The sequence below is a fragment of the Bradyrhizobium sp. C9 genome, assembly GCF_002532045.1.
Lineage (GTDB): Bacteria > Pseudomonadota > Alphaproteobacteria > Rhizobiales > Xanthobacteraceae > Bradyrhizobium.
In genome coordinates, this window is sequence record NZ_NWTG01000005.1 from 416,354 (window position 1) to 437,984 (window position 21,631).

Annotated in this window: 20 protein-coding genes; 4 read left to right on the plus strand and 16 right to left on the minus strand. The window is 62.8% G+C overall.

Features of this window, described 5'->3' with window-relative positions:
• The first annotated feature begins 3 nt into the window (after positions 1–3).
• Complete coding sequence (locus tag CO675_RS14780; RefSeq protein ID WP_097672626.1) at positions 4–1,329, plus strand: NAD(P)H-dependent oxidoreductase; 1,326 nt, start codon at positions 4–6, stop codon at positions 1,327–1,329.
• Positions 1,330–1,597: 268 nt separating this feature from the next.
• Here CO675_RS14780 and CO675_RS14785 read toward each other — a convergent pair whose 3' ends face one another.
• Positions 1,598–2,662 (minus strand): hypothetical protein, encoded by a 1,065-nt coding sequence (locus CO675_RS14785; protein ID WP_158231249.1) that lies wholly within the window; start codon positions 2,660–2,662, stop codon positions 1,598–1,600.
• 31 nt (positions 2,663–2,693) lie between these two features.
• On the opposite strand from CO675_RS14785, the gene CO675_RS14790 reads away from it, so the two are divergent.
• Positions 2,694–3,455 (plus strand): SGNH/GDSL hydrolase family protein, encoded by a 762-nt coding sequence (locus tag CO675_RS14790; RefSeq protein ID WP_158231250.1) that lies wholly within the window; start codon positions 2,694–2,696, stop codon positions 3,453–3,455.
• A 54-nt stretch (positions 3,456–3,509) separates the two neighbouring features.
• Here CO675_RS14790 and CO675_RS14795 read toward each other — a convergent pair whose 3' ends face one another.
• Entirely contained in the window at positions 3,510–3,719 is a 210-nt protein-coding gene (locus tag CO675_RS14795; RefSeq protein ID WP_097672629.1) for a hypothetical protein, read from the minus strand.
• 115 nt (positions 3,720–3,834) lie between these two features.
• Positions 3,835–5,082, minus strand: coding sequence for a DNA polymerase IV (dinB, locus tag CO675_RS14800; RefSeq protein ID WP_097672630.1), 1,248 nt, complete (start codon positions 5,080–5,082; stop codon positions 3,835–3,837).
• 347 nt (positions 5,083–5,429) lie between these two features.
• Between dinB and CO675_RS14805 the strand changes: the two genes are divergently transcribed.
• Both CO675_RS14805 and CO675_RS14810 read left to right on the plus strand, forming a co-directional pair.
• Positions 5,430–5,696 (plus strand): hypothetical protein, encoded by a 267-nt coding sequence (locus CO675_RS14805; RefSeq protein WP_097672631.1) that lies wholly within the window; start codon positions 5,430–5,432, stop codon positions 5,694–5,696.
• A 140-nt stretch (positions 5,697–5,836) separates the two neighbouring features.
• Positions 5,837–7,090: a hypothetical protein gene (locus tag CO675_RS14810; protein ID WP_143279013.1), complete on the plus strand. Its 1,254-nt coding sequence runs from the start codon at positions 5,837–5,839 to the stop codon at positions 7,088–7,090.
• A 63-nt stretch (positions 7,091–7,153) separates the two neighbouring features.
• Here the strand turns inward: CO675_RS14810 and CO675_RS14815 are convergent, their stop codons facing one another.
• The 13 genes from CO675_RS14815 to cpaB form a co-directional block, all read right to left on the minus strand.
• The gene (locus CO675_RS14815) at positions 7,154–9,712 is read right to left on the minus strand and encodes a hypothetical protein (RefSeq protein ID WP_097672633.1); all 2,559 of its coding nucleotides are present in this window, start codon (positions 9,710–9,712) and stop codon (positions 7,154–7,156) included.
• A 393-nt stretch (positions 9,713–10,105) separates the two neighbouring features.
• The gene (locus tag CO675_RS14820; RefSeq protein WP_502693383.1) at positions 10,106–10,642 is read right to left on the minus strand and encodes a tetratricopeptide repeat protein; all 537 of its coding nucleotides are present in this window, start codon (positions 10,640–10,642) and stop codon (positions 10,106–10,108) included.
• Between the two features lie 150 nt (positions 10,643–10,792).
• Positions 10,793–11,182 carry a hypothetical protein gene (locus CO675_RS14825; protein WP_097672635.1) on the minus strand — a complete coding sequence of 130 codons (390 nt, stop codon included), beginning with the start codon at positions 11,180–11,182 and terminating at the stop codon, positions 10,793–10,795.
• Positions 11,183–11,194: 12 nt separating this feature from the next.
• Complete coding sequence (locus CO675_RS14830) at positions 11,195–12,853, minus strand: type II and III secretion system protein family protein (RefSeq protein WP_097672636.1); 1,659 nt, start codon at positions 12,851–12,853, stop codon at positions 11,195–11,197.
• 414 nt (positions 12,854–13,267) lie between these two features.
• Positions 13,268–13,687: a TadE/TadG family type IV pilus assembly protein gene (locus CO675_RS14835; RefSeq protein ID WP_245452761.1), complete on the minus strand. Its 420-nt coding sequence runs from the start codon at positions 13,685–13,687 to the stop codon at positions 13,268–13,270.
• Complete coding sequence (locus CO675_RS14840) at positions 13,687–15,045, minus strand: pilus assembly protein TadG-related protein (protein WP_158231251.1); 1,359 nt, start codon at positions 15,043–15,045, stop codon at positions 13,687–13,689. The genes CO675_RS14835 and CO675_RS14840 overlap by 1 nt, the downstream gene beginning before the upstream one ends.
• 8 nt (positions 15,046–15,053) lie before the next feature.
• Positions 15,054–15,506, minus strand: a complete 453-nt coding sequence (locus CO675_RS14845; RefSeq protein ID WP_245452762.1) for a hypothetical protein — start codon at positions 15,504–15,506, stop codon at positions 15,054–15,056.
• A gap of 27 nt (positions 15,507–15,533) precedes the next feature.
• A complete protein-coding gene (locus CO675_RS14850) occupies positions 15,534–16,187 on the minus strand; it encodes a methyltransferase family protein (RefSeq protein WP_097672639.1) in 654 nt (217 codons plus the stop codon).
• A 3-nt stretch (positions 16,188–16,190) separates the two neighbouring features.
• Positions 16,191–17,099, minus strand: coding sequence for a type II secretion system F family protein (locus CO675_RS14855; RefSeq protein ID WP_097672640.1), 909 nt, complete (start codon positions 17,097–17,099; stop codon positions 16,191–16,193).
• Positions 17,096–18,022, minus strand: a complete 927-nt coding sequence (locus tag CO675_RS14860) for a type II secretion system F family protein (RefSeq protein WP_097672641.1) — start codon at positions 18,020–18,022, stop codon at positions 17,096–17,098. The genes CO675_RS14855 and CO675_RS14860 overlap by 4 nt, the downstream gene beginning before the upstream one ends.
• Positions 18,022–19,464, minus strand: a complete 1,443-nt coding sequence (locus CO675_RS14865; protein ID WP_097672642.1) for a TadA family conjugal transfer-associated ATPase — start codon at positions 19,462–19,464, stop codon at positions 18,022–18,024. The genes CO675_RS14860 and CO675_RS14865 overlap by 1 nt, the downstream gene beginning before the upstream one ends.
• Positions 19,461–20,663, minus strand: a complete 1,203-nt coding sequence (locus CO675_RS14870) for a CpaE/TadZ family protein (RefSeq protein WP_245452763.1) — start codon at positions 20,661–20,663, stop codon at positions 19,461–19,463. Before CO675_RS14870 ends, CO675_RS14865 begins: the two co-directional genes overlap by 4 nt.
• The gene (gene cpaB, locus CO675_RS14875) at positions 20,663–21,631 is read right to left on the minus strand and encodes a Flp pilus assembly protein CpaB (RefSeq protein ID WP_097672643.1); all 969 of its coding nucleotides are present in this window, start codon (positions 21,629–21,631) and stop codon (positions 20,663–20,665) included. The genes CO675_RS14870 and cpaB overlap by 1 nt, the downstream gene beginning before the upstream one ends.

A 21,631-nucleotide genomic window follows, 5' to 3' on the forward strand; every position in this document is an offset into this window, starting at 1 on the left:
AGCATGTTCATCGTCGACCGCGAGCTCGAGCGGCTGCAACGGACCGGCACCCCGATCAGGGTGGGAATGGTGGGCGCCGGGTTCATGGCCAAAGGCATCGCGCGTCAGATGCTGCAGTACACCAAGGGCATCGAACTCGCTGCGATTTGCAACCGTCACCTCGAGGAAGCCCGCAAGGCGTACGCCGAATCCGGCGAGAGCAACGTCACAGAAGTGCGCCGCGTGGACGAACTGGACGACTGCATCGCCCGGGGCCGGCGCGCGATCACCGACGATCCGATGCTTCTTTGCAACGCTGATGGGATCGACGTGATTCTCGAGGTTACCGGCACGATCGAATTCGCGGCCGGTGTGGTGATGCAGGCGATCGCCCGAACCAAGCACGTCGTCATGATGAACGCCGAACTCGACGGCACTCTCGGCCCAATTCTGAAGACCTATGCCGACCGCGCCGGAGTCGTCATCACGAACACGGAAGGTGACCAGCCAGGCGTCATCATGAATCTGTACCGGTGGGTGAAGGGATTGGGTATTAGACCCGTGCTCTGCGGGAACATCAAAGGTCTGCACGACCCATACCGCAATCCAACGACCCAGGAGGGGTTTGCCAAACGTTGGGGGATGAAGGCCCCGATGGTCACGTCCTTCGCAGACGGCACCAAGATATCGTTCGAGAACGCGATCGTCGCCAATGCAACAGGCATGCGGGTCGCGAGGCGCGGAATGCACGGTCCGGTCGTCGAGGCCGGCACCCCGATCCAGGAAGCGGTCAATTGGTACCCGCTCGATGAGCTTCTCGAGGGTCCCGGCATCGTGGATTACTGTGTGGGAGCCATGCCAAACCCAGGCATATTCGTACTTGGGACGACGAACGATACGGTCGAGAAGCACTACCTGTCGCTCTACAAAATGGGAGCAGGCCCGCTCTATTGCTTCTACTGGCCCTATCATCTTTGTCACTTTGAAGTCCCGTTCACGGTTGCTCGCGCGGCGATCTTCCGGGATGCAGCCATCACTCCACTCGGCGCGCCGTATGTCGACGTGGTTGCAGCCGCCAAGAGGGATCTCAGGGCTGGCGAGATCATCGACGGGCTCGGGCACTACATGACCTACGGCTTGTGCGAGAACGCGCAGGTCGCTCACGCCGAGCACCTTCTTCCGATCGGTCTCGCCGAAGGTTGTCGTCTCCGGCGGAACGTTGCGCGGGACCAGGTGCTCGGATACGACGACGTCGAGATTCCGGCGGGCCGAATGTGCGATGCGCTGCGCCAGGAGCAAGACACCCTCTTCTTCGGCAGGCCGTCATTCATACGTCCTGAGGCTGCCTAGACCGGATCGGTTCCGCGCGGCTCCGCCGCGCGTGATCCAGGCTCCAGAAATCCGCCTGCCTGGCTGGACCCGAATCACAGATAGTCAAGTAGATTCAAAGCATTACAATGCGGTTGCAGAAGACGGGAATCGGTATCGCAGCAGGGACGCGCCATGCCGGTCAAAATCCGATCCCGATCGCACAGCGCTGCCCGGTGTGCGCTTAGCAGTGCACACGCCCATGGCCAGTTTCAATCAGCCGGGCGCCCCATTGGATCACACGAATCCATTAATCGGGCATCCATCTGATCGAAGCCGGATCGGCGGGTCGCGTGGTGGTGTAGGTCACCAGGTCGTATCCTCGCTCGACGACGAGATCGGCAACTTCGATGAAGCCCTCGTCATTCCCCTCTTTCGAGCTGTGCAGCGTAACATCGCTCATGGAGACATCCTGGTTCGTCAGCGATAGCCTGACTATTCCCTGATGGTCTCGAATTGGCCTGCAGATCGGAATGAGCCGCGCCTCGAAGTTGGTCGGATGATAGGGCTTGAGGCGCAAGTTCTTGTGGAAGGTCCTGTCTCCCTCGATCGACAGCACGCTTTTGCAGGCCGCCGAGTTCACCATGAGGCCGCGGATGGATGCATCCGACCCGATGTAGATCGGGTGCGTCTCGCCGAGTTCCAGCCGGACACCCGAAAACGCGATCAACCTCGACGAATACTCGACTGCCGTGCCCAGTATTTGATCCTTGAGAGGCACGCGCTCGTAAGCCGTGAATGCAAACGTGCGTTTGCACTTTGCAGTCTCAGCCGTTCTTATCTTAGTCAAGAAATTGCCAAGGTGGGTCGCTATCACGCCCGACAGGAACTCGGCCGGGTGACTGCCGTCTGCATAGAGTTCCTTGGCGTCCACGTTCTTGGACTTGGCGACGGCGGCAATGACGTCCCGGACATCGAGGTAGTACCAGTCCTGCTTCTGGCAGACGGAGATGCAGGCGGAGATGATGGTCCTTGATGCGTTGATGTCGCTCACCGGTATGCAAACGAAAACCGGCTCGCAATTGGCGCGTTTGGCGGAATGCCCAATCCACTCGAGCCACTTCACCACATCGTAGTAGTCGATCGCATTAGCGGAAAGCAGCGAAAAATCGATCACGCATGTATCGACGATGCAAAACTCCGAACCCTTGAAGAAGTCGTCCTGGGCGAAGTACGGACCGAGCAAGGACGGAGATGCACCGATCCGTCCTGCCGATTTCACTTCGATTGTGGCATCGGCGTCCAGAAACTTCTGGAAAAAGCCTGCCTTCAGGATGCTGTTTGACTGTCCCAGGATCGAAATGCTCAGCGACATCAGATTGACTATCCTCAGATGGAACCGCGCAATGACATCGAAAACGCACGATGGAGAACTCCGCAACACCGCGTCAATCGTCTTTGTCGCGGCAACGTTATCAATTGTCGCGGCGCTGTGTCTACCATCGGCGGGACGCGCGCAGAGTTCGAGAGCTGCATGCGACAAAACCGACACGCAGTTCGCCGTAACGGCCGCGATGCCGGACAATGCCGATGCCCTGCGCAAATATGAGAGAAATGTGTCAGGCTTGTCCGGCGATGTCTCGACGGTAATGCTCGGCGACTCGCTGGTTGAGGCGTGGCCGAGGGAACTATCGGCCTCGCTCGGCGCCGGGCCGGTGGCCAACCTCGGCGTCGGACGCGACAGGATTCAGAACACGCTCTGGTTCATCGAACACGAGCGCGAGCGGCTGCGAAAAATCAAGCCGAAGTCCATCGTCGTGCTGGTCGGAACCAACAACATCTATCTCGACAAACCGTGCGGCGTGATGGAATCCTATCAAAAGCTGTTTGACGAGATCAGGTCGCTTTGGCCGAACGGAAAGATTTTCTCCATCCAGATTCTTCCGCGAGGCGAGCAGATGAAGGGTGCAGCCGAGAATATCGGATCCGTCAATGCCGAACTCAGCAGAAGAAGCCGGGAACTCGGAATCAGAACGATCGACGCCTCCGACATCGCATGCGGACGCACAACGCCGTGCGCCAATTACAAGAGCGATCTCTTGCACCTGACGCCATCCGGATACGAGGCCCTGACCAGGATCGCAAAGCAAGGCATTGGTTCATCGTAGGCGTTCAACGGATGCGCTGGGGCCGTCAGTGACGCCTCGGCGCGATCTGATCTGCTAGCTCAGCATCGAGATGATCGATTGCAGCTGATCGGATGCCGACGCCACGAGTCCATCGAACGACGTCTGGCCGTGCGCCGCGGCCCGCAGGATGCATTCGGCAACGGCCGCCTTGAGACCGAACACGGGTTGGTCGGCCGGCACGCTCGCCATCACCGTGTCGAGCGCATCGCGCATCGTCTGGATCAGTTCGGAGCTGAATTTCATGGCTATCCCTCCGCGTGCTCAGGATAGACCGGGCGCGCCAGGCCACCACTCACAAGCCCGCGATTCCAGATTGCGTTTTCTTAATGCAATGACAAGCCGGTGAACCGGCGACGAGCTAGAGATCCTTCTCGGCCAACTTGCGGAAGTCGTCGGGCACCGAACGAACGACCTCCAGCGCCGCCGAGCCATACCCGATCGCATCCCAGCCAAAACGATCGCGGACCTTGTCGATGGCACAGTCCGCGGCCCAACGCGCCATCCCGATCGGACTTCCAGGGCGAAGCGCCTGATCGGCCAGTCCGAGCGGGAGCTCGAGCGCAAGATCCCAATGCTCCTCGAGATGCGACACCGAGATTGCCAGCAGCGAAATGAATTTCTCGCCCGGGTGGTCAGCAAGCGTAGCGCGCACCAGCTTCTCGGCGAGCCTGGCGAGGATGATCGTGGTGCATACGGGCGCATCGAGTGTCATCGAGCGTGTCACCGATTTCAGGTCGGCGAAGCGAACGCGCACCGTCACGGTTCGTCCGGGGCGGGATTTCCCCCGAAGCCGCGTGGCGACGCGGTCGGCGAGATGAAGCAGCGTCGGCCGAATGACTCGCTCGATCGCGGGCTTTCGGCCGAGCGCCGACTGTGCTCCTGCCGATCGCGCGCGCCGGTGCGGCGTGAGCTGACGCGGATCTCGATTCCAGGCCAGCGCCGCGAGTTTTTCGCCCGCCGCCGGACCGAGCAACCGCGTCAGCGACCGCTCCGACAATCCGGCGAGTTGACCGATCGTCGAGACGCCGATCGCGTCCAGCCGCGTCCTGGTGACCGGCCCTACTCCCCACATCAGTTCAACCGGCAGTTCGTGCAGGAATCCGAGCTCGGCGTCGGGATCGACGACGACCAGCCCATCGGGCTTTGCGACCTGCGAGGCGATCTTCGCCAGATGCTTGGTGCGCGCGACGCCCACCGAGATCGCAAGGCCGAGCTCCGTACGCACGCGGCGCCGGATCGCCGCGGCGATTTCGGCGGGCGTCCCGAACAGATGAGTGCAGCCGGCAACGTCGGCAAACGCCTCGTCGATCGAAATTCGCTCGACCAGCGGGGTGAAGTCGCCGATCACCTTGATGGCTGCGTCACCCAGCCGTTGGTAATCGCTGAAGTGGCCGCCGACGAAAATGAGTTGCGGGCAGAGCCGGCGCGCTTCCCGTCCCGACATGCCGCCATACACCCCGAAGGCCTTGGCCTCATAGGATGCGGCAAGCACAACCCCGCCTCCGACGGCGATCGGCTTGCCTCGCAGCGACGGCTCAAGCAGCTGCTCGACCGACGCGTAAAACGCATCCAGATCCGCGTGAAGGATGGTGGCTGCGGCTGCCATCTCAAGGCGTTGATCCCTGACCTGACCAAGATTGCTCGTTCCTGGAGGCTACGGCAGTCGAAAGAACAAAACAAGAACATATTCAACTCCCTTCACCAGGAATGACCGCATGCGCTGACGATCTATCGGCGAACGTCGGGCGGGTCGCCGCCGTGCCAGGCTCGAGGCGGTTGGCGGCTCGGTCGACGGAATCACCGCGAGGCAGTTGGCAGGTCTCTCGACGTCCACGGGCAGTCTCTGCCGAAGACGGGCATCACGACGCACGGCCGTCGTGTCCCGCTGCGCCGGCTTGCTCATGAGAGCCGGCGTTGTTTGACGAACAGGCTTTTTCAGGTAGACATCAAGGGATGACCGACCACTCTCATCAGGTGGACTTCCAGGCCGCGGCGTCCCTTTACAAATGGCCCTCTCTGAGCAATGCCCGGCGAGAGGATCGCGCGCCCTATATGATCGTCAACGGAACGCTCGACCAATGCATCCGGGACTTCATGGATAAGCCCGAGAAGACCCGGCATCTCTACGAGATCCGCACCAAGTCGCAGCCTCCCCTCGTGCCGGATGTGCTGTCGCCCGAGCACGTGATCGAGCTCTCCAGGCTTCGCGAGTTTCTCTGAGGCGCTTCGGCGGACGTCATCCCGACGCGTCTCGTCCGCAGGCAGACTTATCCATCTGTCGTGCACCGGAAGGCGCATTGTTTGCCTCTGAGGGAGCCGCTACACTCGCCTCACTCACTGACTCGTCCGCGTCGGCATGATTGATCCGCTTCCGCCTGTTTTGCGGTTCGTACATCATTCGCACGAGAGCGGAGCGCACGACCGGTTGCCGGGGCATCGAGAGGCGCCACATGAGGTTCAATCTGGCGATCTTGAGCGTACTGGCCGCAAGACCCGAGCAACGGATCCCGCTCGAAGAGGTCAGCCGCGAAGTCAAGCGCATGATCGCGGCGGGCGATGCAGCCACCAAGTTGAAGCGATCGTCAGAGCTTGGCGACGCCGACGTCTTCCAATCCGGATGGGCTTCGATCAACGAGGCCGGACTTCAGATCACGGACTCCGGCCTCGCGCTCTGGCGCGAGCTCGAAGCGTCCCGCGTCGAGCAGGAACGCAATGAGCAGGAGTTCGGCGAACAGGAAGTCAACGAGCAAGAACCCGTCGAGGAGGAGCTCGATGAGCGGCAAGCGGAGCACGTGGAGCCGCTCGCTGCCGACCCGCGCGATGCGGTCAGCGATGCTGCCGTCGAACGGCCCGACGCGATTAAGCGGCAAGTCCCTCGCGTGACGGAACAAGGCCTTGCCGATCGCACGGCCTTGGGCGCGAGCCGCGCAACGACAGCGCCTGCCCCGATCATCCCCGAGCCGGCATTTGGCTCCATTCACGAGACGGACCGAAACGCTTCCCGGCTCTCGCGCCTCGTGAAACGCCTCGGCGCCGGTATGCCGCGATTTGCCCGGGCGCGGCGGCGGCGCTCCGAGGACGACGTGCCGGATCGGAAAACGGTCAGTGGCGTCGGAATGACGGGGCTGGCCGTTGCATGCCTCAGCCTGATCTCGGTCGTTGCGTGCGTGGCGGCGGCAATTGCACTCGGCCAGATCTCGTCGTTGAAGTCGGACAACGCTGCGCTGCGGCGCGAGCTGGTCCCGTTGCGCGAACGTCTCGTGCGGCTCGAGCAGGACGCCGCAAAACGCGAGGCCGCGCAACAGGAGGCGCAGGACAGGCTCGAGGCGGACAAGAAGGCCTCCGATGCCGGCAGCGAGCAAACTGCGCTCAACCTCTCGCGAGACGAGATTCAGCTGATCAGGGAATACATCAAGGCGGCTCCTTCAGCGGCCGGCGGCGGGCCGCCGATCAACGTCGGCGATCCCGTCACCGGCGGAATGATTCCGTTGCCGTCGCCGCTGACGGAGAAGGCGCCACGACTGGTCGGCGCGAGATTTGCGATCCGCAACGGCGCGATCATCATCAGCGCACGAAGCAGCCGTCGCGTCGATGCCGTGCTGACGGCGAACTAGTGGCCTCCTCCCGGGTTTGCTTCCGCCTAAGCAGAACCTGTTCGTCGATCAGGTCCTTCTGTGCTATTGGCGCAACGCATCGATCCGCTGTTTCGCTTGCTTGACTCCGCCGGCCTCAGCCTTCGCGTAGAGAGCGCGCGCCTTCGTTGCATCGCCGCGCGTCCCATAAGTTCCCCATTGGGGCAGGATCAGTGGGTCGTAGGTTTCAGCGAGCATGAAGCTCGCCTGTGCACTGCCAGTCTCAGCGGCGCGCTCGAGCACGATCCGCGCCGAACCGATATCACCCTGCCCAAGCAACATGCTCGCGCGCGCCACCAATCTTGCCAGCTCCTGGGCATCTGGATTCGCCGGAGATTCTCGCTGCCCGCTGGCGATTGTCGCCGTTTCCGCCGCGACCGGCTCTGCCGCATCCGCCTCGACCTGCTTGGCCTGTGCAATCTGACCGGCGACAGGCGTGTCCTTCGTGCTCCGCGCGAGGGCGAGTTCCTGCTCCAGCCATCCGGTCCTCTCGCTCGCTTGCTGCAGGGATTTTTGCAGTTGCGCCGCTTCGCGCTCTCCCACCTGCTTCAGTTCGGCCGCTTCGGCCCGCACCTTCGCTACAAGCGCGGTCTGCGCCTCGACCTCGCGCCGCGTCGCCGCCAGGTCCTGCTCCAGCCGGCCGGCCTTTTCGCGCTCCTGTTGCACCGAGCTTTGCAGTTCCGCCGCGTCGTTCTGTCGTTCTTGCTTTACCGCAGTGACTTGGGCGTACGCCTTCGCCGCCAACGCGGCCTTCGCCTCGACTTCCCGCCGTGCCGCCGCAAGATCCTGTTCGAACCGCGCGGCTCTCGCGCGCTCCTCTTGCACGGACTTTTGCAGCTCCGCCGTTCCGCTCTCCCCTGCCTGCTTCAGTTCAGCGGCTTCGGAGCGCACCTTCACGACGACTGCGGCCTGCGTCTCGATCTCGCGCCGCGCTGCCGCGAGATCCTGCTCCAGCCGCGCCGCTCTCTCGCTCTCTTCTTGCGCGGTCTTTTGTAGCTTCTCCGTGCCCTTCTCTCCAGTCTGCTTCAGTTCGGCCGCTTCGGAGCGTACCTTCGCGACCAGTGCGGTCTGCGTCTCGACCTCGCGCTGCGTCGCCGCCAGGTCCTGCTCCAGCCGGCCGACCTTCGCGCGTTCTTCTTGCACCAGTTTTTGCAGATTCGCCGTGCCGCCCTCTCCTTCCTGCTTTACTGCGGTGGCTTGAGCGTACGCCTTCGCCGTCAATGCGGACTTCGCCTCGACCTCGCGCCGCGCCGCCGCAAGATCCTGTTCCAGTCGCGTAGCTCGCTCCCGCTCCTCTTGCACGGCCTTTTGCAGTTCGGCCGTGCCACGCTCTTTCTGCCTGGCCTCGGTCGCCTCCGCGCGCGCCGTCGTCACCAATGCGGCCTGCGTCTCGGCCTCGCGCCGCGCCGCCGCAAGATCCTGTTCCAGTCGCGCAGCTCTCGCGCTCTCCTCTTGTACCGACTTTTGCAGATCCGCCGTGCCCCTCTCTCCTTCCTGCCTTACTGCGGTGGCTTGAGCATACGCCTTCGCCGCCAACGCGGACTTCGCCTCAACCTCGCGCCGCGCTGCCGCAAGATCCTGTTCCAGTCGCGCAGCTCGCTCGCGTTCCTCTTGCACGGACTTCTGCAGGTCCGTCGTGCCGCCCTCCTTCTGCTTCGCTTCGGCTGCCTCGGTGCGCGCCGTCGCTAGCAGTGCGGCCTGCGTCTCGGCCTCGCGCCGCGCCGCCGCCAGATCCCGCTCCAGTTGCGCGCGCTCCTCTTGCAGGCGTTTCTGCAGCTCCGCCGTGCCGCGTTCTCCCGCCTGCCTTGCTTCAGTCGCTTCGGTCCGGGCCTTCGTCGCCAGTGCGGTCTGCGTCCCGACCTCACGCCGCGCCGCCGCAAGGTCCTGCTCGAGCTGACCGGCCCGCTCGCGTTCCCGACGCAGCGATCTTTCTAGCTCCAAGCCATTGTCGGTCGCCGGCCTTGCGCCGTCTTTTGCCGTAGCCGCCGCCGGAGCCCGCGGATCGGCATCGCCGCGCATTCTCGCAACGTCCCGCTCCATCCGTTCGGATTGTTCGCGCATCATCGATTTGCGCAGCTCGGCAGCACTGCGCTCCGCCACCGATCTGTCGACGCTCTCACCCTCCCGTTGCAGGGATTTGCGCAATTCCGCGATCTCGCTGTCGGCTGCCTGTCTGGCTCGAGCCGACTCCTGGCCCGCCTCCTTCAGCCGCACCTGCAGAGTCTCGAGATCGCGCCTGGCGACAGCGAGTTCGCGCGTCAGCGTCTCCGCCCTCTGGTGCTCCTGCTCGACGGCCGACCGCGATCCGTTTGGCGCGCTGCTCGTTGCTTGCGCCAGTCGTACCGATCTGTCGCTGCCTGGGCGCATCTGCACCTGGAGGGTTTCGCCCGATGCTTGTGATAACCATGCCGACGCGAGCAACGCCGCGATCACGCACACGGGCGCGGCTCGCTTCGATCCGGATGGGTGCGGCGATGGACAAGCAAACTGGCCATTGTTCAAGCCGCCGGCGATGCCGCAGCCGCCCGCTTCATCGAGGAGGACGCCGGTTGTTAAATTCTCCGACCCGTCCACAATCACCCGCCGCATGGTGATTTGGCCCATCCTCGGCCTCCTCTGATGGGGCACGATAGCGCACGCGAGCTCGAATGCCATTCCCTCGCAAGGGGCCCCTTCGCCTACCTCTTTCGGGTTAGGTGCGCGCAGTGGAACGCGGCTTGATTTAAGTATCCTGGCCAATGACGGCGGCGTGACGAAGGACGCGGACCGCCTTGACGGCGACGCCCACATTGCGCCGCCACATGATCAGCACCCAGACCGCGCTGGCTGACGCGACCGCGCCCAACGCACCTCGATCCAGGCTCACGGTCGGGTGGACCGATGACTATGCTGATATTCTCGGCGCCGTTCTCGATGCGAAGCTCGGGTGCTGATCAGCCGTCTGCGCTCGCCACCTGGAGGCATCAGAATCAAAATGCCGGTCGCGAAGGGCTGTCCTTAAGGCTGATTGTTCGGCGGCCGCTCGATGAATTTCCGGCTGCCGTTGAGCAGTTCGAGATTGTTGGCGATGACCGGGTTGCCTGGATCGAGCGAATACGCCTTCTCGAACTTGCGCCGCGCGCCGCTCAGATTGCCGCGGAGCATCAGGGAATAGCCCTGATCGTTCAGGATCTGGACGGTCTCGCCGCCGATCCGGATCGCCTGGGCATAGGCCTGATCGGCAAGATCGAAACGGCGCAGCTTGTCATAGCTCGCCGCGAGCCCGACCCAGGCCGTCACGTCCTTGGGCGCCTTCTCGACCGCATCCTTGAAATAGCGCTGGGAGATTCCGTAGTTGCCGCGGTTGTATTGCTCCAGGCCCATCCGCACCGGCTCATCGGAGGGATAGTATTTGACGTCGGTCGGCTCCTGCACCGGATCGCCGCCAGGCGGATCCACCGGCGCCACGATCGCAGCTTCCCGCGTGGTGTAGTCACAGCCGGCAAGGCCGGTCGCCAAGCAGCAACAGATCAACGCTGGCGCGAGACGATGCAATCCTCGCCCCGTTCCCCAATTCCAGCGCATCTCTTGCACCCCTAGAAACATCATCGTGAAACTACCTACAAACCGGCAACTGCCAAGTTCCCCGCCGGAAGTTAACGTCATATCGTCGATCCGAATGCCCTCTGCTTCAGCATCTCAGGATTATTTCTTTTCGTTATTAGTCTGGTTGATGCTCTGATTGATGGTCTGGTCCGTCGTAATAATCTGCTGTGTGGTGGTAGGAGGCGGTTGGCCCATCGCCTTCGTCGGATCGCCCATATCGGGAAGCTGATCGACCGGCCGTCTGCTTGTGCTATAGCGCTGCACCGTCCCGGTCGCGCGCCGCGCGTCGTACGCGATCCTGCGATCACCGACATAGGCCGGCCATGGGTGGATCGTGTGGGTGACGGCGTTGACTTCCTTGGCGTTGCCGGCACTCATCGTGATGGTGTCGGAGCGCTGGACGTAGCGGTCCATCTCGTCATGCCCGTACACGCCGTAGCAGCCGCCGAGCAGCAAGGGTGCGAGCAGAGCCAGATATCGGACAGTCATCTCTCGCCTCCTCTAGTTCAGGGTTTTGACGACCGGCTGGTCTGCGGCGGCAGCAGGTCGCTGAACAGGCGCAACCGCGTTGGGCGCGATGATGTGGCCATACGGTCCCTTCACCTCGCCGCCGGAATTGACATAGTCGTCATAACGCTTGCGAACTTCCATCTGGCCATTGAGGAAGAAATCGACGTCGTTGGCCGGCAGGCGGGAGTCGAGCGGCGATGCCAGCTGCTGCCCGGGCGCCGCCGGCGCAACCAAGCGCGGCGTGACGATAATGACCAGGTCGGTTTCCTCCTGCTGGTACGACTTGCTGCCGAACAAGCTTCCGAGCACGGGCACTGAGCCGATCCAAGGCAGTTGCGAGACGTCCTGCCGGTTGCGGGTCTGGAGCAAGCCGGCGATAGCAAAGCTCTGGCCGTCGCGCAGCTCGACCGTGGTGCGCGCGTCGCGACGGGTCAGAGACGGAACCGTTGTTCCCTGAATCGTCACCGCATTGGAGAAATCAAGTTCGCTGACCGAAGGCTCGACCCGAAGGTTGATCACGCCACGCGACAGCACGGTGGGCACGAAGGCCAGTTCGACGCCGAACTTCTTGTAGTCGATCGACACCGTCGGGAAGCCGCTCGACGATTGGGTCGGGATCGGCACCGGGAATTCGCCGCCGGCCAGGAAGCGCGCCGCATCACCGGAAAGCGTGGTCAAATTCGGCTCCGCCAGCCGGCGCGCCAGTCCCTTGGTTTCCAATGCCGTGATCAGAAGGTCCACCGACGCGCCGTTGCTGGTTCGCAAGATGCTGGTCAGTAGGCTGCCGAACGGAGCCGGGGATACGCCGCCGGCAGAGCCGACAAGCGTCCCCAGCGTTCCAAGCACGGGAAGGCTCCCTGTGGGATTAGCACCGACAGCAGTCCCACCGGCACCGAAGGTGCCGGGATTGGTGTTGATACCGCCAATGGGAGTTCGGCCAGCGGCTGCGACGCCGCCCAGCCCCGAATTGGCAATATTGGTGCCGTTGGCGTTGGCCGCCATGAGGTTCACGCCGAGGTCACGCCCCGCCTGGCGGTTGACCTCGAGGAAGCGCACCTCGAGCATCACCTGCTGCGGCGCCGCAACGCTCATCGCATTAACGACGGTGCTGCCCTTGGGAATACTGCCTGTGGCGATCGCCATCGCCCGCTCGGCGGCGACCGCATCGGCGGCCATGCCGCTCAGCACCACCTGGCCTTCGGACGCGGACACGCGAATGCCGCGCGTGCCGGTGCCGGCCTGGATATTCTGCTGCAGATTGCCGATATCCAGCGTCACTTCGACATCGAGAATGCCGATCTGCTTCATCGAGCTGTCGAACAGGATGACGTTGGTGGTGCCGGTCTGCTTGCCCTGGACGTAGATCAGATGGTCGCTCAGCGACTTGACGTCGGCGATATCAGGCGAGCCGGCAACGATCGACGAGAACGCAGTATCGACCCTGAAGGTGCGCGACTTGTTGATCGTCACCCGGACGCGCTGGACGTCGCTCATCTCGCTGACGAAGACGCCGCCGGACTGCGGAGCCCGCCTGTCCGCGGCCGCTGCAGGATCGCAGGAATGAAACAGGGCGGCCACAACGCCAAGCGTCAGCGCGCTCAAGGCGACGAGCCTACGTCCCGCATCATTCGAAACGCGACTTCCCATCATGCCAATCCCCCTCGCCGCGTCTCCACGACGATTCCCGTAAATCTACGGCCTCGACGTCCCGATCACTCCCGCTCGCGCACCCACGCCGTAGAGCTTACAGTCTGTCCGACTACAAATAGTTACTTGCGAATTCCCATTCCCCGGCGCGCTGAGTCGAAGCAAAAACGCAACCCGCTCCAGACGCCAGGCCGCAAATGGCGGCTTGAAGATCATCCCCCGCTACGCGCCTCGATTGCAAGGAAAGAGCCCCGCCGAGCCGCAGCAACCCTTGAGAAAACTCCCCGATGTTGCCAGTGCGCACCACTTCCGTAGGCCGCTTGGGCTAACCGCCGGCCTATCCAATGGGGAAACGCCGATCGGGCGGCTGCCTGCCCCGAACGAGCACCGGGATCGGGCCCCACGATTCGAGGCTCCTCAGAACGGAATCGTGGTGGTCGCGCTCGGCGCGTTGAACGTTGCGGTGCTCCAGATCGGCATAAGCATCTTGAAGCCCGACAATTGTGCCGTCACCGTCAGCGCGGAGGTCCCCGCCGTCGTGGTCACCGTCGGCGTGAGACCGAGGCTGGTGTTATAGAGGAAGGGAGCGATCGCTTGCTTCTGCGCGGCCGACAGATAGTCGGTAGTACAAGCGGATGGTGATGTGCCAGCGATGACAGCAGGCGTGTAGCACTGGATGATGTTCGCCCGGGCGCCGGCATCGGCAAGCGCGCGCAACGACTGCATCGTGATCGCATACCGTCCGAAATCAAAAATGGCGAAGATCAGAGTGAACAGGGGGACGGCAACGAGGCAAAACTCGATGGCCGCGACTCCCCGCTGGTCGAGCTTCCTCATCACTGCACCAAGCGCACGGTTTGAGCATTGGGCTCCGCTCCCGAGCCGGGATTGGTCGTCGAGTTAGGGCATAGAGAGTTGTCCAGCTTCGTGTTGCCCTGAAAGTTCACCGCCGCGGCAATGACCTCGTAGCAACCTGTTGCCGGGGCAGATGAGCTGCTGTTACCGGAATAGTTGAGGGTAGCGTTGGGTGCATAGACGATGCCGTTGAAGTAGCTGGTCGAGTTGCCGCTGATATTCACGGACTGGTTGCCCCGCGTCGTCTCGCCATCATAGATGACGAGCTTGGCCATCTTGGCCAATACCGTCGATGAAAGAGGGCCCGAAGGCGCGCCCATTCCCGTAAGCTGTATCGTCGGGCTTCCGGTGATGGTAAGCGTTGCTCCTGCGAAAAATACCAGGGTAGCCGTACCCTTAATGGTCGGGCTCCCGTTGATTGTGACGTTCCCCGTAAAATAATACGTCCCACTCAATGCGGGCGGGTAAGTCAACGACACATTGTTGTTGCTATTATAGCACGAACACGTCTCATACGGTTGGGCTGTCGTGGTGCCATTCTTGTTCGCAAAAGCCGATGTCTTCAGCGCGGTGAGCGCCGTGCTCACCGTGCTCAAAGGATCGGGAATCGGCTGCTGATAGGTTTTCACGCCGGTGCATTGGCTTCCGCCGGTCTGGGAGCAGCCACCGACCGTGTAGCTCGGCGCATTTACCGAGATGCCAGAATTGCCGACGAAGCCGATCGCGTTTGACGCTGAGCTGTTCGACGAAATGCCGCAGGTCGGCGACGACACGGTAGCGCTGCCCTGAAAGGTGACCGAGCCCGTCACGGCCAACACGCATGGAGGTTGCGCTAAGCTATTGTCAACCTGGGCGACCGCCGTCGCGCCCACATTGATCGTCGACATACCAAGCATCCTGGCCAGATATGCCGGCTGCTGCTGGGTAATCGTGGCCTGCACGAAGCAGTTGGCACCGCCATTGCAACTGGTGCCATTCCAGGCCGTGAGCTGGGCGATCGTGACGCTCTGTGAAATCCCGCTTGGCAGCGTCGAGCATTTGGAGCCGGGATAGGACGTGTCGCCCGAATTGCAGAACGCGTTCTGAGCTGCAACCTGCTTGCCGCGATAGTCGTATGCCTGCGTGCTATTGCAGCTTGTGCCAGCCTGCCCCGAAATGTCGCATGCCAACCGCAAGGCGCCCGAATAGGCGGCCGCATCTGCCGCCCCCTGGGCGCGCTGCTGGGTGACGTACCAGGTCCCGGCCTCTCCGCCGAGCGCCATCACGCCGATCAACGGCACCAACGCAACCGCGGTTGCGAACGCGGCCGAGCCTCGACGGCAATGGAGTATGTTACGCATGAAACACCCTATTGAAACCGTTCGGAGTAAAACAACGTGAACGAACATGGATTGGTGTTGCCGCTCGTGCACAACACGGACCTCAGCACCATCGGCGAGAGCGTGACCGTTGTTGAGTACACATACCATTTGGCCAGCGTAGGATCGGAATTTCCTGAAGCGCAGACAGCATTGTTGTCGCCGCAAATGAGCTGAATGCTGGGGATCGGATAACGGCTATCGGCCTTGGCGAGCGCGGCCGACGCCCAACTGGACGCGTTGGTGACGTCGGGTGGCGGGGAATACAGGATGGCCTGCCCGAACCCGCGCAACGCCGCGAACGCCGATATGTACTGGAAGCCTGCGATCGCGAGATCAGCAAGCGGCAGGAGAATGACCAGGAGCAGGAAAATGTAGACGATCGGCATCTCGAACGCGACAGCGCCGCGTTGATCCGCGATCAGGGAGCGCTTGAGGCTCACACGACTTCGCCTGCAAGGCATGGTCACTCACCAGACATAGGGAATCAATCTCCAGCGCGACGCCTCGTAGCCGGAATATTCAGGAAGGTTGCGCCGGAGCACGTCCTCCTCGTAAAGAATTCGGCGAACCTGAATTGCGACGTGCAGGATCAGCAAGGTCACGGTCACGAGGCTCAGGTGCTGCAACACGACGCCCAGGAAAACGATTTCCTCCGACAGATAGAGCGGATGCTTGATCCACCGGTATGGACCGGTCTGCACCACCGAGCGGGCCTGCGGCACCAGACTGAATGATCGCCCGAGATGCCGGATGGTGACGAGGATCATGATCATGCCGGTCAGCACGCAAACCGTGGACGCAAGGTTCGGCACCGCCCCGTCGGTCCGGGCAAAAAACGTGATCGTCCATGGCCAGTAGGTCCCGACGAACGCCGCTATCCTCGGCAGCAGGCCTTCGGCCTGCGCCTTGGCGGGCGCCCGGGTCAGAACCAGCACGGCAAGCATCAGGTAGAACACCGCGAGACAAAGGCTCGAGACGATCGATGGCCACGGCTCGCCAGCCGATGCGCCGAGCTTGAATGTTACGGTAAATCCCAGAAGCAGGAACCACGCGCTGCCCATCAATCGCATTATGCGATCGTAGGCCAGGCTTGCCGGCAGTGTCATTGTACTTGCGCTCATGGCTTAGTGACCCATGTTGCTGAACGTACGCGTGAGGTGGAGGAACGGGCTCGCGCCTAGAATGATGAACATCGCCGGAAGCAGGAACAGCACCATCGGAACGGTGAGCTTGGCGCCCAGTTTGTGCGCCCTCTCTTCCAGCTTTGTGATGCGCTCGCGGCGCAAGTCGACGGCGATGCTGCGCAGCGCCTGGCTCAGTGGCGTGCCGTATTGCAGGCTTTGGCTGACCATGGTGCCGAAACGACGGAGACCTTCCGAGGTGGTCGCAAGCTTCTCGAACGCATCCGCCCGGTTGGGCAGGATCCGGAGATCATCAAGCAGGCCGTGCAGCACCTGCGTGATGGCAGGATTGGTCTCCCGCATCTCGTGCGCCACGCGTTCCAGCGCACTCTCCAGGCCCATGCCCGCTTCACTGCAGACGACAAGCAGGTCGATGGTGTCGGGCGTGCCCAGCCGGATCGCCGAATCGAAGCGCCGCTTCAGCACCGACAGGATCAGACGTGGGCCCACGATTCCGATCGCCACGCCAAGCAGCGTATAGATCATCGCGTCGCTGAACGGGCTTCCCAGAAGCTGCGCGAACGAGAAAGCTGCGATCGGAAACATGAACATGCTGACCGTCTTGAAGCCGATCCAGATTGGCAGCGTTCGATAGTGATTGAACCCTGCCGATTGCAGGACCAGCCGCAACTGGTCGAGGTTTTCCTGACCGTAGAAGCGCCTGTAGCGCGTGCCGAGCGACGAAAGCCAGCTGATCAAGTCCGTCGACGACGTCGATCGATCGGGAATGCCCAGCACGGCGTTCGAAACACGCGTGTTCAAGGCGCGGAGGTGTAGCTCGCGGATGATCAACAGGAAGGTTGCAGCCGCGGTCACGACGGCAAGGGATGCAAGGGCGAGACCAGCCGTCATAGCTCCGTTTCCCTTCTGACCATCCAACGGATCACGAAATGTCCCATCAGGACCGAACATGCCGCATAAGCGAGGAGCACGTTTCCTTCAGAATCGAACAACAGCAGATCGATCGACTGTGGATTGATCCAGTAGAGCAGTCCGCCAATAATCAGCGGCGCGAACGTAAGGGCGCGCGAGGAGAAGATGACCTCCCCCGCCAACGCCTTCGCACGGGACGCCAGCGCGACCCGCTGGCTCACCGTCTCGCCCAGCGTCTGCAACGTTTCCGCAAGACTGCCGCCGGTCTTCAATTGCACGGCAAGCGTGACCGCAAACATCGCATATTCCGGCACAAGGGTTCGTTGATAGACCTCCTCCACAGCTTCCTCAGGCGACCTGCCCATAGTCAATTCGCTACAGACGATGGCAAACTGCCCCGATGTCGGCTGCGGCATCTCGCGGGCGATGGTGCGGAATGCTTCGTTGACCGGCAGCCCCGATCGCACGGTGCTCGTCACCAGCTGGATCGTGTCAGGAAGTTGCTGGAAGAGCTTATTTGCGAAGTTCCGTTGTTGCCACCCGAACAGGCCACGCACGACCAGGATGGCGATCACCCCGGCCGCAATACCCGCCTTAAGGCCGGAGAACTTGAGCACCTCATTGAGGTAGAGGACTCCCGCCGCGGCCAATGCCCCTGCCAGCAGCACATAGACCGGGCGCACGGCATACACCATCTCGGCGCGGTAGTTGGCAAGGCGATGCAGCATACGCCAACGAGACGCCTTGGCCGCGCGCCGGATCGACACCAGGGCCGCCGCTTCGACCGTCGGCAGCGCGATCTCGAGCTGGCGGTCCATCCGCCTGTATCGCGAGTCGAGCCACAGCGTATTTGCCGTCGCACACAGCAGAAGCAGCAGAACGATGACCAGGGGTGCCGACATCAGATCTGCCTCATCGCCTCGGCCCAGGCTCGCTCAAGCCCATAATAAACGAGGCGGCTTTTGAACTTCGGGACCGCGTTGGTCGACCTGTAGGTACCCGAGATCCGCCCGTGAACGTCCTCTTCCTTGTACTCGAACAGCGCAATGTCATTGGTGGTGATCACCTCGCCCTCGAGGCCGATCACCTCGCTGACTTGCACGATACGGCGCTGGCCGTCCCGCATGCGCTCGACCTGCACGATGAGGTCCAGGGCTGCGACGATCTGAGTGCGAATCGCGCGCGTCGGCAGATTGACCTGCCCCATCTGCACCATGTTCTCGACGCGGGTCAGCGCATCGCGCGTGCTGTTGGCGTGCACGGTCGAGATCGATCCGTCATGACCGGTGTTCATCGCCTGCAGCATGTCGAATGCCTCGGCGCCGCGCACCTCGCCCACGACGATGCGGTCGGGCCGCATGCGCAGCGCGTTCCACAGCAGGTCGCGCTGCGTCACCTGTCCCGTGCCTTCGAGGCTCGGCGGCCGCGTCTCGAGGCTGATCACGTGCGGCTGCTGCAGCTGCAACTCCGCGGCGTCCTCGATCGTGACCACGCGTTCGCTGTGATCGATGAACTGGCTCATCGCATTGAGCAGCGTCGTCTTGCCCGAGCCTGTGCCGCCGGAGACCAGGACATTGAGCCGGCAGCGGGACGCGATCTCCAGAAGCTGCCCGATCGCCGGCGTCATCGAGCCGTTCTCGATCATTCCGACGATGTTCAGGCGCCTGCTCGGGAATTTTCGGATCGAGATGCAGGGGCTATGGACCGAGAGCGGCGGCAGGATGATGTTGACGCGACTGCCGTCCGGAAGGCGGCAATCGACCATCGGACTGGATTCGTCGACGCGCCGGCCGACCTGCGCGGCAATCTTCTGTGCGACCTGGGCGATGTGGTCATTATCGCGAAACCGGACCGCGACCCGTTCGAGCCTGCCGCTCCGCTCGACATAGACGCTGCTCGGCCCGTTGATCATGATGTCGTTGATCGTCTCGTCGAGCAGAAGCGGACGAAGCGGCCCGTAGCCGGTCATGTCATCAGCGATTTCCTCCGCCAGAAACAGCTGCTCACGGCCCGACAGCTCCAGCCGATCCTGGTTGGCGATGCCGTGGATGATTTCCTCGATCTGGCGCCGCAGGACATCGCGGGAGACGGTCGTGGCCACCGACGGCTCGATCTGCTCGATCACCCGTTCGCGCAGCGACGCCGGCATCACCGGATGGTGCGAGTGCTCTTCATGCTTCGGCGCCGATGCGAACAGGCTGGACGCCGACGGCGCCATGCCCGGTTCCGACGCGGGCAAAGCCGGAGGACCCGGCTGCACGCTTGGTGCCGCCGGCGGCGCGACCAGCACCGCTCCGGGCATCCGCACCGGCATTTCGTCTGCGCGCCTGCCGAACTTCTTCATAGCCCGAGCCACCTCTTCCACCCGGCCTTCTTCATTGAGCCGACGCCGGTGATCTCCCGTACGATCGGGGCAAGGTGTCGCCGCAGCCGGGATACGTGCTTGAGAGCGGGAACGCCGAGGTTGACCGCCTGGGTCATTCCCTTGCCGAGATCGGGGATCACCATGTCCGGCTCTGCGCCCAGGGCCTTGACGATCGTCGCCCTGGGCAGGCCGCCGGCGCGGTCGGCACGATTGAGCAAGGTAAAGACGCGGTCCTTGCCCGCGATGTTGGTGACGGCGTTACGGAGCGCGTGGGCGTTGCGCAGGCCGGTCACTTCGGCCTCCAGCAGCACCAGCACATGACGGGACATCTGAATGACCGGATAGATCGATGCCGGGAACGGCACCGGCACGTCGACAACGACGTAATTGAACCGTTGCCTGAGCAGCCCCAGCACGTGGCGGACGCCAGCTTCTGTAATGTCGAGCTTGGCATCGAGATCCTCATCGCCGGAAATCAGGACAACGCGATCGTTCACTTCGATCGCCGCCCGCTCGAGGAACAGCGTGTCGGCCCGCATCGGATTTTCAAGGGCAATGCGGAGGCCGGGTCCGGGGCGAACACCCAGCATCACTGCGGTCTCGCCGCCCTGCAGATGCAGGTCGAGCAGCGCCACCTTGGCCTTGGTGGTTTCGGCCAGCTGTAGCGCGAGATTGATCGCGATGCTGGTCGCTCCAGCGCCGCCCTGCGCGCCGCAGATCGACACCACATGCCCGCCGCGGTCATTCTGAGCGGGCGCGACATCGCCAAGCAGCTTCGGCCGGAGCTGGTCCAGCACGATATCCCTTGTGATCGGCGTCGGAAGATACTCGGTGAGGCCGATCTCCATCAGTTCACGGTAGAAGGTGATCTCCCTGTTCTCGCCGATCAGGCACACCTTGACATCGGGCGGGCAGACGCTGGCCAGACGCTCGAGTTCGGTGAAGGGATCGTCGATCCCGCTGATGTCGGTCACCAACGCGGACAGATCGGTGTCGGTCTCCAGCATGCGCGTCGCGTGACGGATGGTGCCACGCCGGATCACCAGGTTGCAACCGTCGAGACCCTTGCGCAGGGCTGCGGCGCTCAGCTCGTCGTTGACAAAGCAGACGATGCGGTTACGCGTGACAACGGACGTCGTTTCTTCGGGTGATTCCACCACAGCCATGTTCACACTCATCAACGTTTCTCCGCCCCCTTGCCCGCGTCACCCACTACCGCGGTCGTCTGACGGTCGGCCTCCGGCGCGCCGTCGCAGTTCGCACTGGCGTCGTCGTCGAGATCCTGCTTCCTGACCGAGTACTGCTTGACTTCGTTGCCGGTATAGATCGCGACCATCGTGCTCTGGCCGGCAACGGCACTTTGACGCGCCAGCTCGGGCGACACATCGCAGCTGGATGTCGCACCCGTGTCGGCCTTGTCCCACTGCTCGGCGGCAGCTCGGACGACCAGGGAGAGCGTTCCAAGCTGCTTTGCGACGGAGACCTTCTTGACCTGATCCGGCTTGAGCTCCAGCGACACGGTTTGCGCCGTCTTGCCGACGACTACATTGCTGACGGGCCGCCCGCCCTGCGCGATCTCCTGGTCGATTGCGATCACGCGCACATTGGACAGAACGGTTTCGCTCACGGCCCGCCGCACCACGTTGTTCGCCTTCTCGAACACCTGAGTCAGGACCACGTCAACGTTATCGCCCGGCCTGATCAGACCCGAGACGCCAGTCTCCTCATCGACCTTGATGCTGATCGCGCGGCTGTCTGGCGCCAGGACGCTGGCCAGGAAGCCGCGATCCTTCGGACGCAGGATGTCCTCCAAGGTAATGGCGCTGCCGGCTTCGACGAACTTGCGAACCAGAGAACCCGGAAGTCCGGCCTTGGAATCAGGCGTTTCGAGGATTGCCCCCGCGGGGACACGGTTCGGTGCGGCCTGGCGTACCGCGAAATCCTCGTCCCGCGCCAACGTTCCCTTCGAAAGCGCTCGTGTCGTAACAAAATAGCCGACTGTCGCAGGCGCGGCCGACGGCTTTTCCGCGACTGCCGCCGCGACAGCCGGGTCTTTCGGCAGGTTCACGCTATAGGCAATCATTCCGAGCGCCGTAGCCGCAAGCAACAGCACCATGATGATCGAGACGCGCAGAGCGGACGACAT

What these genes read in the sequence shown, in the direction of transcription:
- CO675_RS14780 (WP_097672626.1), top strand. Translation starts at nt 4, where the DNA reads ATGTTCATCGTCGACCGCGAGCTCGAGCGGCTGCAACGGACCGGCACC.
- CO675_RS14785 (WP_158231249.1), bottom strand. Translation starts at nt 2,662, where the DNA reads ATGTCGCTGAGCATTTCGATCCTGGGACAGTCAAACAGCATCCTGAAG.
- CO675_RS14790 (WP_158231250.1), top strand. Translation starts at nt 2,694, where the DNA reads ATGACATCGAAAACGCACGATGGAGAACTCCGCAACACCGCGTCAATC.
- CO675_RS14795 (WP_097672629.1), bottom strand. Translation starts at nt 3,719, where the DNA reads ATGAAATTCAGCTCCGAACTGATCCAGACGATGCGCGATGCGCTCGAC.
- dinB (WP_097672630.1), bottom strand. Translation starts at nt 5,082, where the DNA reads ATGGCAGCCGCAGCCACCATCCTTCACGCGGATCTGGATGCGTTTTAC.
- CO675_RS14805 (WP_097672631.1), top strand. Translation starts at nt 5,430, where the DNA reads ATGACCGACCACTCTCATCAGGTGGACTTCCAGGCCGCGGCGTCCCTT.
- CO675_RS14815 (WP_097672633.1), bottom strand. Translation starts at nt 9,712, where the DNA reads ATGGGCCAAATCACCATGCGGCGGGTGATTGTGGACGGGTCGGAGAAT.
- CO675_RS14825 (WP_097672635.1), bottom strand. Translation starts at nt 11,182, where the DNA reads ATGACTGTCCGATATCTGGCTCTGCTCGCACCCTTGCTGCTCGGCGGC.
- CO675_RS14830 (WP_097672636.1), bottom strand. Translation starts at nt 12,853, where the DNA reads ATGATGGGAAGTCGCGTTTCGAATGATGCGGGACGTAGGCTCGTCGCC.
- CO675_RS14835 (WP_245452761.1), bottom strand. Translation starts at nt 13,687, where the DNA reads ATGAGGAAGCTCGACCAGCGGGGAGTCGCGGCCATCGAGTTTTGCCTC.
- CO675_RS14840 (WP_158231251.1), bottom strand. Translation starts at nt 15,045, where the DNA reads ATGCGTAACATACTCCATTGCCGTCGAGGCTCGGCCGCGTTCGCAACC.
- CO675_RS14850 (WP_097672639.1), bottom strand. Translation starts at nt 16,187, where the DNA reads ATGAGCGCAAGTACAATGACACTGCCGGCAAGCCTGGCCTACGATCGC.
- CO675_RS14855 (WP_097672640.1), bottom strand. Translation starts at nt 17,099, where the DNA reads ATGACGGCTGGTCTCGCCCTTGCATCCCTTGCCGTCGTGACCGCGGCT.
- CO675_RS14860 (WP_097672641.1), bottom strand. Translation starts at nt 18,022, where the DNA reads ATGTCGGCACCCCTGGTCATCGTTCTGCTGCTTCTGCTGTGTGCGACG.
- CO675_RS14865 (WP_097672642.1), bottom strand. Translation starts at nt 19,464, where the DNA reads ATGAAGAAGTTCGGCAGGCGCGCAGACGAAATGCCGGTGCGGATGCCC.
- CO675_RS14870 (WP_245452763.1), bottom strand. Translation starts at nt 20,663, where the DNA reads ATGAGTGTGAACATGGCTGTGGTGGAATCACCCGAAGAAACGACGTCC.
- cpaB (WP_097672643.1), bottom strand. Translation starts at nt 21,631, where the DNA reads ATGTCGTCCGCTCTGCGCGTCTCGATCATCATGGTGCTGTTGCTTGCG.